9 protein-coding genes and 1 CRISPR repeat array are annotated in these 13,816 nt (G+C 57.9%); of the genes, 6 read left to right on the top strand and 3 right to left on the bottom strand.

What is annotated here, in order from left to right; all coding sequences use genetic code 11:
• The first annotated feature begins 522 nt into the window (after positions 1-522).
• The 4 genes from cas9 to AAA138_RS05165 all read left to right on the top strand — a co-directional run bounded on the left by cas9 (position 523) and on the right by AAA138_RS05165 (position 6,848).
• Positions 523-3,534 carry a type II CRISPR RNA-guided endonuclease Cas9 gene (gene cas9, locus AAA138_RS05180; RefSeq protein WP_349089819.1) on the top strand — a complete coding sequence of 1,004 codons (3,012 nt, stop codon included), beginning with the start codon at positions 523-525 and terminating at the stop codon, positions 3,532-3,534.
• Between the two features lie 181 nt (positions 3,535-3,715).
• Positions 3,716-4,874: a CRISPR direct-repeat array (repeat unit 36 nt; unit sequence GTCTTGAGCACGCGCCCTTCCCCAAGGTGATACGCT).
• Positions 4,875-5,315: 441 nt separating this feature from the next.
• Positions 5,316-6,206, top strand: coding sequence for a type II CRISPR-associated endonuclease Cas1 (gene cas1 / locus AAA138_RS05175; RefSeq protein WP_349089818.1), 891 nt, complete (start codon positions 5,316-5,318; stop codon positions 6,204-6,206).
• 9 nt (positions 6,207-6,215) lie between these two features.
• Positions 6,216-6,533 (top strand): CRISPR-associated endonuclease Cas2, encoded by a 318-nt coding sequence (gene cas2, locus AAA138_RS05170; protein ID WP_195445652.1) that lies wholly within the window; start codon positions 6,216-6,218, stop codon positions 6,531-6,533.
• A gap of 168 nt (positions 6,534-6,701) precedes the next feature.
• Positions 6,702-6,848 (top strand): hypothetical protein, encoded by a 147-nt coding sequence (locus tag AAA138_RS05165; protein WP_349089817.1) that lies wholly within the window; start codon positions 6,702-6,704, stop codon positions 6,846-6,848.
• 145 nt (positions 6,849-6,993) lie between these two features.
• Here the strand turns inward: AAA138_RS05165 and AAA138_RS05160 are convergent, their stop codons facing one another.
• The 3 genes from AAA138_RS05160 to AAA138_RS05150 form a co-directional block, all read right to left on the bottom strand.
• A complete protein-coding gene (locus tag AAA138_RS05160) occupies positions 6,994-7,572 on the bottom strand; it encodes a methylated-DNA--[protein]-cysteine S-methyltransferase (RefSeq protein WP_349089816.1) in 579 nt (192 codons plus the stop codon).
• Positions 7,573-8,266: 694 nt separating this feature from the next.
• Entirely contained in the window at positions 8,267-9,292 is a 1,026-nt protein-coding gene (locus AAA138_RS05155) for an aspartate-semialdehyde dehydrogenase (protein WP_349089815.1), read from the bottom strand.
• 174 nt (positions 9,293-9,466) lie between these two features.
• Positions 9,467-10,855, bottom strand: coding sequence for an aspartate kinase (locus tag AAA138_RS05150; RefSeq protein ID WP_349089814.1), 1,389 nt, complete (start codon positions 10,853-10,855; stop codon positions 9,467-9,469).
• Positions 10,856-10,958: 103 nt separating this feature from the next.
• Between AAA138_RS05150 and thrC the strand changes: the two genes are divergently transcribed.
• Together thrC and thrB are read left to right on the top strand one after the other, a co-directional pair.
• Positions 10,959-12,476, top strand: coding sequence for a threonine synthase (gene thrC, locus AAA138_RS05145; protein WP_349089813.1), 1,518 nt, complete (start codon positions 10,959-10,961; stop codon positions 12,474-12,476).
• A 203-nt stretch (positions 12,477-12,679) separates the two neighbouring features.
• Positions 12,680-13,561, top strand: a complete 882-nt coding sequence (thrB, locus tag AAA138_RS05140; protein ID WP_118081148.1) for a homoserine kinase — start codon at positions 12,680-12,682, stop codon at positions 13,559-13,561.
• The last annotated feature ends 255 nt before the right edge of the window (positions 13,562-13,816 follow it).

Genomic DNA, 13,816 nt, shown 5'->3' with positions numbered 1-13,816 from the left:
CTGGTCGGATAACTCTTTAGTATTACCCATTTCGCGCCGACCAAAAAGGGACAGGTTTATTTTGGCAGGTTTTATATGGGGAAACGGCAGCTATAGATGAGGCGCCGGGGAGGCAGAGACATCATCGACGGGGTCAGGCCGACCGCCAAACACAACGCACGCATCTCAATCTATCAGCCAAATCATTCGAGCAGCTGTTCGTTTCTATAATATGATTCCGCTATCTAAGCAGGCCGATACGCAGAAAGGCGGCCAACATGGCGTTCGACTTTAAGAAGGAATGCAAGGAGCTCTACAAACCTGCAAGCAAGCCGAGCATCGTAACTGTCCCGCCATTCAATCTCAGGGCGGGATTCAGTCGGGATTCAGTTTCAACAAACGGCATCATCCGGTAACCGATATGTAAGGCTGTATAAATCGTTTCCGTTTGCCTAACAAAATGACCGCTCGGCTAACAAGCTCGGCCCATGTCCCCACGCGATGGTACTGTTCTCTAGAGTTCTTATTAGAGAGGGGTGCTCCATGGAGATCACCATCAATCGCGAAATTGGGAAGCTCGGACTTCCCAGGCATCTTGTGCTTGGCATGGATCCAGGAATTACAAGCTGCGGATTCGCACTTATCGACACAGCTAATCATGAAATCCTGGATTTGGGCGTCAGATTATTTGACTCTCCAACTCATCCTAAAACGGGCCAAAGTCTTGCGGTTATTCGCAGGGGCTTCCGCTCTACCCGTCGAAACATTGACCGTACCCAGGCGCGCCTGAAGCACTGTCTCCAAGTCCTCAAGGCTTATGGCCTCATCCCCCAAGACGCCACCAAAGAGTACTTCCACACCACAAAAGGCGACAAGCAGCCGCTCAAGCTTCGCGTTGATGGGCTTGACCGCCTGCTCAACGATCGCGAGTGGGCACTAGTCCTATACTCCCTCTGCAAGCGCCGTGGATACATCCCCCACGGAGAAGGCAATCAGGATAAATCAAGCGAAGGCGGCAAGGTACTATCTGCCCTTGCGGCCAACAAGGAAGCAATTGCGGAGACCTCGCACACCGTTGGCGAATGGCTCGCTCAGCAGCCTCAAAGTCGCAATCGTGGCGGCAATTACGACAAGTGTGTAACGCACGCCCAGCTTATCGAAGAAACTCATATCCTATTTGATGCTCAACGCTCCTTTGGCTCCAAATACGCTTCGCCGGAATTTGAGGCCGCATATATCGAAGTTTGCGATTGGGAGCGTTCGCGCAAAGACTTCGACCGCCGCACGTATGACCTCGTTGGCCACTGCTCATACTTCCCAACAGAAAAACGAGCTGCACGCTGCACGCTTACGAGCGAACTCGTTTCAGCCTATGGCGCACTCGGCAACATCACCATCATCCACGAAAACGGGACCTCTCGCGCCCTGAGCGCAACGGAGCGCGATGAGTGCATTGCAATCCTGTTCTCGTGCGAGCCAATTCGAGGCAACAAAGATTGTGCTGTTAAATTCGGCGCCCTCAGAAAAGCGCTCGACCTTAGTTCCGGCGATTACTTTAAGGGAGTTCCAGCTGCCGACGAAAAAACGCGCGAGGTGTACAAGCCCAAGGGATGGCGCGTGCTCCGCAATACCCTCAATGCAACCAACCCCATTCTCCTGCAGCGTTTGCGCGATGACCGCAATCTCGCCGATGCCGTTATGGAGGCGGTGGCATACTCTTCAGCCCTCCCCGTACTCCAAGAGCAGCTTCAGGGGCTACCGCTTTCGGAAGCGGAGATCGAGGCGCTCTGTAGGCTTCCCTATTCATCCAAAGCTCTTAACGGCTATGGCAACCGTTCCAAAAAAGCACTCGACATGCTGCTCGATTGCCTCGAGGAGCCCGAGGTCCTCAACCTTACGCAGGCCGAAAATGACTGTGGCCTGCTGGGACTTCGCATCGCTGGCGCCCAGCTCGAGCGCTCCGATCGCCTGATGCCCTATGAGACCTGGATCGAACGTACCGGTCGAACAAATAACAATCCCGTCGTCATTCGCGCCATGTCGCAAATGCGAAAAGTGGTCAACGCCATCTGCCGCAAGTGGGGCGTGCCAAACGAAATCCACGTTGAGCTTGATCGAGAGCTCAGGTTGCCTCAGCGCGCAAAAGACGAGATTGCCAAGGCCAATAAGAAGAACGAGAAAAATCGCGAGCGCATTGCCGGGCAAATCGCTGAGCTGCGTGGCTGCACGGCAGATGAGGTCACGGGCAAACAGATAGAGAAGTACCGCCTGTGGGAAGAGCAGGAATGCTTCGACCTTTACACGGGCGCTAAAATCGAAGTCGATCGCCTAATTAGCGACGACACCTACACGCAGATTGACCACATCCTGCCGTTCTCTCGCACGGGAGAAAACTCACGCAACAACAAAGTCCTGGTCCTCGCCAAAAGCAATCAGGATAAACGCGAACAGACACCTTACGAATGGATGTCCCACGACGGTGCGCCTTCATGGGATGCTTTTGAACGTCGCGTTCAGGAAAACCAGAAACTCAGCCGTCGCAAAAAGAACTTCCTGCTGGAAAAAGACCTTGATACCAAGGAAGGCGAATTCTTAGCACGCAGCTTCACCGACACCGCCTATATGTCGCGAGAAGTATGCGCTTACCTCGCCGACTGCCTGCTGTTCCCCGATGATGGCGCAAAGGCACATGTTGTTCCTACCACTGGCAGAGCGACCGCATGGCTGCGTCGCAGGTGGGGGCTTAACTTTGGTTCGAATGGCGAAAAAGACCGCTCGGACGATCGTCACCATGCCACCGATGCTTGTGTGATTGCAGCATGTAGTCGAAGCCTCGTGATTAAAACCGCTCGAATCAACCAAGAGACACACTGGAGCATAACCAGAGGCATGAACGAGACCCAACGCCGTGATGCCATCATGAAGGCTCTCGAAAGTGTTATGCCCTGGGAAACCTTTGCGAACGAAGTGCGCGCGGCGCACGATTTCGTCGTACCCACGCGCTTTGTTCCGCGCAAGGGAAAGGGCGAGTTGTTCGAGCAGACGGTCTATCGTTATGCCGGCGTTAATGCACAGGGTAAAGACATTGCTCGCAAGGCGAGCTCCGATAAAGACATCGTCATGGGCAACGCCGTTGTGTCGGCAGACGAGAAGTCGGTCATCAAGGTGAGCGAAATGCTGTGTCTGAGGCTCTGGCATGACCCAGAGGCCAAGAAGGGACAGGGCGCTTGGTACGCAGACCCCGTCTACAAGGCGGATATTCCTGCACTTAAGGATGGGACGTATGTGCCCAGGATTGCGAAGCAAAAATATGGGCGGAAGGTCTGGAAAGCCGTTCCCAATAGCGCTTTAACTCAAAAACCACTCGAAATATATCTGGGTGACCTCATTAAAGTCGGGGATAAGCTCGGTCGCTACAATGGCTACAACATTGCAACGGCCAATTGGTCCTTTGTTGACGCTCTCACGAAAAAGGAGATTGCATTCCCCTCGGTTGGAATGCTCTCAAACGAATTGCAACCGATTATTATTCGCGAGAGCATTCTCGATAATTAAGGCCAATAGGGGCGATTTAACTTCCAAAAATCGCCCCTTCCCGATATGCGTTTACCTATTTCCAATTTCCACATTACAGCAATGTTTATGACGGGGTCTTCTGGCTGTAGCGAATCGCCTTACACATACATCCTTCCGAAGGCAATAGACTTAGCTTAGCAAAATGTCCCCTGATTGCCTGACCTTGAGCACGCACCCTTCCCCAAGGTGATACGCTTATCTCATTGACGTACCATCCACACCAAGTGTCTTGAGCACGCGCCCTTCCCCAAGGTGATACGCTCAACCTCACGACCTTTATCGACAACGCTAAGTCTTGAGCACGCGCCCTTCCCCAAGGTGATACGCTAAGGAGTCGCCGAACCCCCAGAGCGCAAAGGTCTTGAGCACGCGCCCTTCCCCAAGGTGATACGCTGGTGCCGTCGACGGGGTCGTGCCGGCCATCGTCTTGAGCACGCGCCCTTCCCCAAGGTGATACGCTCAGTCGGGCGGCAGCTCGACCATCGGCGTGGTCTTGAGCACGCGCCCTTCCCCAAGGTGATACGCTAGCATATGATGCCCTTGAGAACGACCAAGAGTCTTGAGCACGCGCCCTTCCCCAAGGTGATACGCTCTTGAGGTAGAGGGGGAACCCGGCCGCGCAGTCTTGAGCACGCGCCCTTCCCCAAGGTGATACGCTGTTTGAGTTGTGACCTCAATGTCAGCGTTCGTCTTGAGCACGCGCCCTTCCCCAAGGTGATACGCTTCGTGTTCATAATGAAGCAGTTCACGAAGGGTCTTGAGCACGCGCCCTTCCCCAAGGTGATACGCTCGGTGCAGAAGCATTTCAATGTGACGCCCTAGTCTTGAGCACGCGCCCTTCCCCAAGGTGATACGCTTAAAGGCGCTGGAATGCCTATGAACACGGTGTCTTGAGCACGCGCCCTTCCCCAAGGTGATACGCTAAGGCGGCACAAAATGAAAACCATCACACGGTCTTGAGCACGCGCCCTTCCCCAAGGTGATACGCTCTTAAAAACGGACATCGCCGTCTTGTAGGTGTCTTGAGCACGCGCCCTTCCCCAAGGTGATACGCTCTTGCGGGCTATGTCCTGCGCCAGCTCGCTGTCTTGAGCACGCGCCCTTCCCCAAGGTGATACGCTCCACCGCATGGGAGAACCTAACGGCCACGTGTCTTGAGCACGCGCCCTTCCCCAAGGTGATACGCTTACAATGCGCTAGACGAGCATGAGTTCTCAGTCTTGAGCACGCGCCCTTCCCCAAGGTGATACGCTGATAATGAGAAAGCAAGCCCCGCCAAACAGGTCTTGAGCACGCGCCCTTCCCCAAGGTGATACGCTATGTGCGCACAGAAAAGCCCCTTTAACAGGGGCTTTTCTGTTTCAAGCCTCAAAAAAAAGAAGACTGGTTCGACCTCAGATCTACATCTGCGATTCATTTTTTTCGAGACAAAATGGGTCGGCACGTCGCGCTTCACGCAAGAAAAGAGCCGTATTCGGCACAGCGATTTATGTACTTTTCTTCACAACCGAATCAATCCTTAGGCGAAAAAACGCTCAAAAGGACCCGCCTAAATGCTATTCATAGCTACCGTTTACGGAATACTGGCTAACACTCGCCCAAAAAAGTTCGCCCCGCCCAATCCGAAGATTGAACGGGGGTTACTTTACGGGTAAGCCACTTAAGTGGCTCCCCTTGTCTGGAGCCGCGCCCTTCCCCAAGGTGAGCTGCTTTCGACTTAGCTGTATTGTAGCGCTAATGCGGGGAAGGTCGTCGACAAAATGGCCCAACGGACAATACTTATCCAGAGCAAGGCCCACCTCTGCATCAAGAACGGCCTATTGATGATCACCGTGGACGACCGCAGCTCCACCATTCCCCTCGAGGACATTTGGGTCGTCATCCTCGAATCCCATCAAACCACGATGACGGTCGCCTGCATGTCGCAGCTTAACGATGCGGGAATAGGCGTCATGATCTGCGGGCGCGATCATATGCCCAATGGTCTTATGCTCCCCATGGGCGCCCATTCGCGCCATGCGCGCATCGTCGAGGATCAGCTTGCCATGAGCCTTCCGTTTAAAAAGCAGCTTTGGAAACGAATCGTTCAGGCAAAGATACTCAACCAAGCGGCGGTTCTCACAGAAATGGGGTTGTCTGCAGGCCCTCTCCCCTCTTATGCCAAAACCGTTCTTTCGGGCGACACAGACAATCGAGAAGGCGCAGCTGCCTCCGCGTACTTTAAAGCCCTCATTACCGATGGAACAAGACGCAACAGTATGCAGAGCTCCGCCCTCGATTATGGTTACAGCGTCCTGCGTGCAGGCATCGGAAGAGCAGCCGTTGGCGGTGGATGGCTCGTATCCCAGGGGCTTCACCATCACAGCGTTTACAACGCATTCAATCTCGTCGACGATCTTATTGAACCGTTCCGCCCTCTCGTCGATCTAATTGTTATGAGCTACGGCGTTGCAGAGCCTTTGGGCCAGCGCGACAAAGCGTTGCTCGCCCGCGTGTTTGAGCACGTCATGACTATCGACGGAAAACGTTGCGGCTGTCAGCAGTGCATAGAGACAACGCTCTCTTCACTCAGAACTGCCGTTCTCGAAAAGGATCCTAAGAGGCTGTTGTTGCCCGAGCTAAAAGGGCTCGAGATGGTAACTGTTGAATAGGGAGGAGCCATGAGGGTTATGAGGTTATTGGTTCTGTTCGATCTTCCAACGGGAAGCAAAGCCGAGCGTCGGCAGTATAGCGACTTTCGGAAGTTTCTGATTAACGACGGATACCATATGGAGCAGTTTTCGGTGTATTCGCGCCTGTTGGTGACTCGCGAATCCGCAGCGGCGCATATCGCTCGCCTTAAGCTGAATCTTCCAAGCGCTGGAGAGGTCACCGTTATCGAAATGACCGAAAAGCAATACGAAGACCGAATGGTCCTTCTGAGCGAGCACAAGGAGCAGCCCGTTGAGCAGGGCGCGCAGTTAACGCTTGTGTTTTGACGTTGCCGCCTCATGCGCGCTTGACCTCCCCGGTCTTGGACGGCTTGTGGTGCTGGGCATCGCGTTTGGTATGGTAGGCGGCGCCTTTGCCTGGTGCCTTGCCCACGCCAAGACCCTTGCGGCGCGGCTGCCCCCAACCCCTATGTGCGCATCGCCGTTATGGGGCTTATGCTGTCAGCGATTCTGCTCGCACCCATCCTTATTGGCTGCGAAGTCTTCGGCTTTGGTAACCTGCCGATGTCCTTTATTGTCTGCGTCGTCGCCTACCTGTTCAACATGGATAAGTCGATCTACGCCCTGCAAGAGCGGGCGTAGATCGATGTCCAAAGCAAGTGGTCTCAACCGGAAACGGCGTCCCACTCTGAGGCTGTATTCCGGGACACGGTTTCCGCTTGGAACGCCATTCGGAAAGCGCGTCCCGTTCTTTCACGGCGTCTTGGCCATGCAAAGTGCCCTGGCGTTACTCCTCGTACGCGCCCTCAAGCCGGAGCAGCCATTCCTTGCGGTCAAGCCCGCCGGCATATCCGTTGAGCGATCCGTCGGCCGCCACCACGCGATGGCACGGCACGATAATCGAAATGGGATTACGCGCGACCGCAGCCCCCACAGCACGGGGAGATACAACGGGCACCTCATTTCCCGGCACACGATGTCGGGCGGCAACACGCTGGGCGATCTCGCCATACGTGGCGACCTCGCCGCGCGGAATAGAAAGCAGCTCAAACCAAACCTCGCGCTGAAACGCCGTACCAATCATATGCAACGGCGGGGTAAACCGAGGTTCCTGCCCTGCAAAATAAGCATTCAGCCAAGCCCAGGAACGCTCAAGCACCGAAGAGGCCGTACCATTTGCCGGACTCACCGACGACATGCCACCAATACCGGAAACCGCGTCGGCGCCTTCAACATGTTCGGAGTCTTCACGGAGAAGCGTGGAGCCAAAGTGCTCCTGTCCCTCAAACCAAAGCCCCGTCAGACCGCGGCCATCAGCGGCAAGCAAGATTTCGCCCAACGGCGAGGCAAACGTCGTCGTGACCACCAGCGGCTCCTTTCAAAACTCCGCAACATAATACCGCGAATTGTGCAGACAACTCCCGCAGATACGTCTGGGCGGGCTCGCAATTACTTAAGCGAGGCTGTTTTCCCCAATCAAGCGAAGAAGACGCGGGGCATCGACGCCAGAGCGGCACCTCCGCCAGCTGAGCTCTAATACTTTCCCGAGAAGTGAACGAGTAAAAACGAGGCCCCGGAGCATCCATGCCTTTAGACCAAAAAACCGCAGGATTCGCGTAGCAAAACCGCAAGAAATAGCGGTCAAAATATGCCAATGCTTCGGGGGTCCAAATAAGGTCGTTCACTTCTCGGGAAAGTATTAGACCCCGATTCCCCCCAACCCCAAAGTCACCCCAGGCAGCAGGCGCAGCGCGCCGCAGCTGCCGGCGGCGCCCCACAGTCCTCCAAGGCGGCAGGCGCGAAGCGCCGGAGCCGCCGCCGGGACTAGGGCCCGCAACAGCCACGTGCCCCCCCATCAGCCCAGCGGCCCCAATCAACAACGACCCCATCGCAGGCCGCGCGCAGCCAAGTCACCGCAGGCGGGGGCCGGGCTTAGTTTTCAGAACACTCCGCAGACCAGTGTGGCGCCTTGTCCGCGGCTCCGAAGGAGCAGGACAAGGCGCCACACATGGTCGAGGACGTTCTGAAAACTAAGCCCGGCCCCCGCCGGACAGGTCACACTACTCGCAGAGCAGCTTAGCGATCTGGACGGCGTTGGTTGCCGCGCCCTTACGGATTTGGTCGCCGCAGCACCAGAAGGTGATACCGCGCGCGGCCTCGGGGTTCGAGATGTCGCGACGCACGCGGCCGGCCCAGATCAGGTCCTGGTCGGAGGTATCCATCGGCATGGGGAAGCGGTCGTGTGCATCCTCGGCGGCCATATCGTCAACCAGCTTGACGCCGGGAGCGGCAGCCAGCGCAGCACGGGCCTCTTCCACCGTAATGTCACGCTCGAACTCGAGCGTAATGCTCTCGGAGTGCGAGCGCAGCACGGGCACGCGCACACAGGTGCAGTTCACGCGCAGCTCGGGCAGATGCATGATCTTGCGGCCCTCGTTTTGCAACTTCATCTCCTCGGAGGTAAAGCCCTCCTCCTTGACACCGCCGATCTGCGGAATCAGGTTGCTCGCGAGCTGGGCGGCAAATGCGCGCGGCTCGGGAATCTCCTCGCCACGACCCAGGGCGGCCAGCTGAGCCTCGAGCTCGGCCATACCGGGAGCGCCGGCGCCCGAAGCCGCCTGATACGTCGAGACGATCATGCGCTTCACGCCAGCGAGCTGATGCAGCGGCCACGTGGGAACCAGGCCGATAATGGTCGCGCAGTTGGGGTTGGCGATAAGGCCGTGATGCCACTTGATGTCGTCGGCATTGATCTCGGGCACAACCAGCGGCACCTCGGGATCCATGCGGAAGGCATGGCTGTTGTCGACCACGACGGCGCCGCGCTTAACGGCCTCGGGCAGCAGCTCCTTCGCGATGTCGTCGCCGGCGGCGCCAAGCACGATGTCACAGCCCTCAAAGGCCTCGGGACAAGCCTCTTCGATCACGATCTGCTCGCCGCGGAACTCGACGGTCTTGCCCGCAGAACGCGCGCTCGCCAGCAGCTTGAGCTTGCCAACCGGGAACTCCTGCTCGTTGAGGCACTCGAGCATCTGGGTGCCCACGGCTCCCGTCGCGCCCAAAATAGCAACCGTGTACTGTTTCATGCTTCCCCCTTTAAATGGTTATGGCTTTTGCCCGCACACCGAGCAGGCCGATTATTGTTGCCAGTGTATACAAGAACGGGGCGGGCACGAAACCCGCCCCGTCGAAACGAAACCGAAACGAAACGCCCCGCCGTAGATTTTTGAGACATGACCCCAAAATCTACCGAGCAGTCGCTACTTTTTGAGCGCAGCCAGAGCGGGATCGACCGGCGCGGGAGCCTCCAGGTCGGAGACCTTCACAATGCCGTTTTTATCGGAGAAGGCACGGTAAATGGTCCGAATCGCTAGGTCGAAGTCCTTCTCCTCAACACCGATAATGATGTTGATCTCGTCGCAGCTCTGCGAAATCATACGCACACTCACGCCAGCCTGGCCAAGCATGCCAAACAGATGCCCCGAGATACCCGCACGGCCGCGCAGGTTACGGCCGACGGTCGCGATGAGCGCCAAGCCCTCGACAACCTCGATCTCGAGCGGCTCGACCTCCTGCTGGATGTCGCCCACGAGTGAGTACAGCGAATCGTGCACATCCTGCTCCTGCACCACGGCGCCAAAGCGGTCGACGCCGGTGGGCATATGCTCGACGGAAACGTCATAGCGCTCGAAGACCGAAAGCGCACGGCGCATAAAGCCAACGCGGGGCTTGGTGCGGTCGCGGGCCACGTTGATGGCGACAAAGCCGCGCTTGCCGGTCACGCCGGTAATGATGGGCTCCGCCTCGCCCTCATCAGCCGTCTCGCTAATGATAGTGCCGGGGTCCTGCGGTGCATTGGTGTTCTTGATGACCAGCGGAATGCCTGCCTCGCGCACGGGGAACACGGCCTCCTCGTGCAGGACACTTGCGCCCATGTACGAAAGCTCGCGCAGCTCCTCGTAGGTAACGCGCGCAATGGGCTGAGCCTCGGGAACAATACGCGGATCGGCAGAATAGAAGCCCGAGACGTCAGTCCAGTTCTCGTAAAGGTCGGCGCCCAGGCACTTAGCCAAGATCGAGCCCGAGATATCGCCGCCGCCACGATCGAGCAGCTTGATCTGGCCCTCACGCGTCGCGCCGTAGAAACCGGGCATAACAAAGCCGCCCTGCTGACCGTACTCCTGCACCAGCTCGGAGGTGCGGTTCATGCTGAGCGTACCGTCGTGATGGAATGCCACAACCGTCGCAGCGTCCAGGAACGGCAGACCCAGGTATTCGGCCATCAGGCGAGCGGTGAAGTACTCGCCGCGGCTCACGAGCTCCTCGGTGGAGTAGCCGCCCGAGCGGGCGCGCTCGGCAAAGGCCGCAAACTCCTCACGGATGGGATAGGTGAGCTCCAACTCGTCAGCGATATCAAAATAGCGCTGACCAATGTCCTCGAGCAGCTCCTCACACGACACGTGATACTTAACGTGCGCGTTAACCAGGTAGAGCAGGTCGGTCACCTTGGTGTCGCCCTTAAAGCGACGACCGCAGGCAGAAACCACCACAAAACGGCGGGCAGGGTCGGCATCGACGATGGCCTTGATCTTCTTGAAGTGTTCAGCGTCGGCGACCGACGAGCCGCCAAACTTGGCAATTTTTATCATGGCGTGGAGGTTACCTTTCTAAAAGCCTCTGCAAACCTGTTTTGCGCGCTCTGATACCATGGGTTCACCGATTGGGACCAAGGTATCCGAGGAGCACTGTTATATGGGAACTTATCATAGTACACGAGGACGCACTTTATCATGCTCAAGTAAGGTGGCAATCCGCACCGGCATCGCTCCCGACGGGGGTTTGTTTGTCTCGGACGAGCTTGGCACCCAGCAGGTCGATATCAGCTCGCTTGCCGATAAATCGTACTTTGAAATCGCTCAAAATGTGTTGGGAATGTTACTGAACGATTACACGGCCGAAGAAATTTCGGCCTGCGTGAATGAGGCTTACCGCGGCACGTTCGCGAGCGAAGAGGTCACACCACTCGTCAAACTTGATGCAGCACCGGGCGCCGACGCCCCTCAAACCTATGTGATCGAGCTCTTTGGCGGTCCCACAAGCGCCTTTAAGGACGTCGCTCTGCAGATGCTCCCCCGCCTCATGGCCCGCACTTCTGCCAAGGACGGCGGCGCCGAGCGCATCATGATCGTCACCGCCACGTCGGGCGACACGGGCAAGGCAGCACTCGCCGGCTTTGCCGACGCCCCGGGCACGGGCATCACCGTCTTTTATCCCGAAGGCAAAGTCAGCCGCGTGCAGAATCTGCAGATGTCCACACAGGAGGGCGACAACGTCGCCGTCTGCGGCATCCGCGGCAACTTCGACGACGCCCAGAGTGCCGTCAAGCGCATCTTTGCCGATAAGGAGCTTGCCGAGCGTCTGGAGGCCGCTGGCACCGTGCTTTCGAGCGCCAACTCCATCAACGTCGGCCGTCTGGTGCCGCAGGTCGTCTACTACTTTGCCGCCTATGCGCAGCTGCTGCGCGCCTGCGCCATCGAGGCTGGCGACGCCGTGGAGTTCTGCGTACCGACTGGCAACTTTGGCGACATCCTGGCCGGCTACTATGCCAAGCGCATGGGTCTGCCCGTCGCCAAGCTCATCGTCGCGAGCGACAAGAACAACGTTCTGGCTGACTTCCTGACCACCGGCGTCTACGACCGCAACCGTCCGTTCTTCACGACCATCTCGCCGTCGATGGACATCCTCATCAGCTCTAACCTGGAGCGCATGCTGTACTTCCTGTCCGATGGCGACTGTGAGCTCGTTGCCGGCCTTATGGAGCAGCTGGCACAGACTGGTCGCTACGAGGTTCCCGCCGACCTGCTGGCAAAGATTCAGAGCGTCTTTGGCTGTGGTTGGGCCAGCGAGGACGAGGTCCGCACTGCCATCAAGGGCTGCTGGGACGCGAACGGCTACGTGATCGACCCGCACACCGCTTGCGGCTATCACGTCTTCGAAAAGGTCGCCCCCGCCGAGGGCGCCAAGGCCCGCGTGCTGCTTTCGACCGCCAGCCCCTACAAGTTCCCGCGCGCCTGCTGCGACGCCCTGGGGCTCGACGTTCCCGAGGACGACTTTGAGGCCATGCGCGTGCTCGAGCAGGCCACCAATACGGTCGCCCCGGCACAGCTCGCCGAGCTCGAGTCCAAGCCCGTCCGCTTCGAAGACGTCTGCGACGTAGCCGACATGGCCAACTACGTAGAGCAGGCTGCAAAAAAGATGGCTACCAACTAAACCCCTTATAAGGCGCCGGCGAAAGCCGGCGCACCTTCTTTTATCAGATACCCACCGGGATGATGACGAACGCGCACAGCGTGCCTGGCTGTTTAGTTCGTCGCGAGTTCCGCACGCAAAGGAAAGCACTTAATGTGCTTTCCGTCTTGCGCAGGACTGCCCGAGCAGCGAACTAAACAGCCAGGCACGCCAGGAGGACTCACATGATCAAGATCACCGTCCCAGCAACAAGCGCCAACTTGGGCATCGGCTACGACACCCTCGGCATGGCCGTCAGCCTCTACTCGCACTTCACCTTCGAGCGCGCCGACAAGCTCACCATCACGGGCTGCCCCGAGGAGTTCCAAAACGAGAATAACCTGGTCTACGTGAGCTTTGTGGATGCACTGGCCGCGTGGGGCGAGCCGGCTTTTCCCGTTGCCATCGACATTCAGACCGACGTGCCCGTCGCCCGCGGCCTGGGTTCCAGCTCCACCTGCGTCGTCGCCGGCATTATGGCGGCCGCCGCGCTGACGGGCCACACCGTCGACCGTGCCGAGCTCGTCCGCATTGCCACCGAGGTCGAGGGCCATCCCGATAACGTCGCCCCCGCCATCCTGGGCGGCGCCGTCTGCTCCTTTACGCCGACCGATTCGCTCCCCCAGTGCCTGCGCTACGAGGTGAGCGATCGCTTGCGTTTTATTACCGTGATTCCGCCCTACGAGGTACATACGAGCGAGGCGCGCAAGGTCGTGCCGCAGGAAGTTCCGCTCTCCACCGCCGTATGGCAGATGGGCCGTATCGCCGGCATGACGCGCGGTCTTGAGTCCGGCAACCTCGACCTGATTGCCGCCGCCAATGACGACCGCATTCAGGAACCCTATCGTCGCCGTCTGATTCCCGACTACAACGCTGTGCGCGACACCTGCCTTAACGGCGGCGCCAAAACCATCTGGATCAGCGGTTCGGGCTCGACCCTTATGGCTGTGACTGACGACACCATCGTGGCAAAGTTCCTGCAGGTCAAGCTGCGCGAGCAGTTCCCCAAGTGTGACACGCATATTCTGACGTGCGACACGGAAGGCGCTCAAATCGAGTACCTGTAGACATCCTCCTCATATACCTGTCCGGGACGGTCGGGATGTTCCCTCAAAATCGTCCTCGCGCATGAAGGCCCCTTGTCCTGCTCCTGCGGAGCGACGGACAAGGGGCCTTCGCGCTGCGGAATTATTTTGAGGGAACATCCCGACCGTCCCTGCGCCCACCTTGCTGAGGATGTCTACAGGGACCCACGCTTTGAAGGGGCGCCGGGCTGAAATTATGGCCTTTTATTGATAGGGGCTCTTGCTGGTGTGGAGCAT

The sequence above is a fragment of the Collinsella sp. CLA-JM-H32B genome, assembly GCF_040098065.1.
GTDB lineage: Bacteria > Actinomycetota > Coriobacteriia > Coriobacteriales > Coriobacteriaceae > Collinsella.
This window is presented reverse-complemented; position numbering and strand designations above follow the sequence as displayed.

Excerpts from the sequence above, each read along its gene's own strand:
- thrC (WP_349089813.1), top strand. The coding sequence starts at position 10,959 with ATGGGAACTTATCATAGTACACGAGGACGCACTTTATCATGCTCAAGT.
- AAA138_RS05155 (WP_349089815.1), bottom strand. The coding sequence starts at position 9,292 with ATGAAACAGTACACGGTTGCTATTTTGGGCGCGACGGGAGCCGTGGGC.
- cas2 (WP_195445652.1), top strand. The coding sequence starts at position 6,216 with ATGAGGGTTATGAGGTTATTGGTTCTGTTCGATCTTCCAACGGGAAGC.
- AAA138_RS05165 (WP_349089817.1), top strand. The coding sequence starts at position 6,702 with ATGCTGTCAGCGATTCTGCTCGCACCCATCCTTATTGGCTGCGAAGTC.
- cas9 (WP_349089819.1), top strand. The coding sequence starts at position 523 with ATGGAGATCACCATCAATCGCGAAATTGGGAAGCTCGGACTTCCCAGG.
- AAA138_RS05150 (WP_349089814.1), bottom strand. The coding sequence starts at position 10,855 with ATGATAAAAATTGCCAAGTTTGGCGGCTCGTCGGTCGCCGACGCTGAA.
- thrB (WP_118081148.1), top strand. The coding sequence starts at position 12,680 with ATGATCAAGATCACCGTCCCAGCAACAAGCGCCAACTTGGGCATCGGC.
- cas1 (WP_349089818.1), top strand. The coding sequence starts at position 5,316 with ATGGCCCAACGGACAATACTTATCCAGAGCAAGGCCCACCTCTGCATC.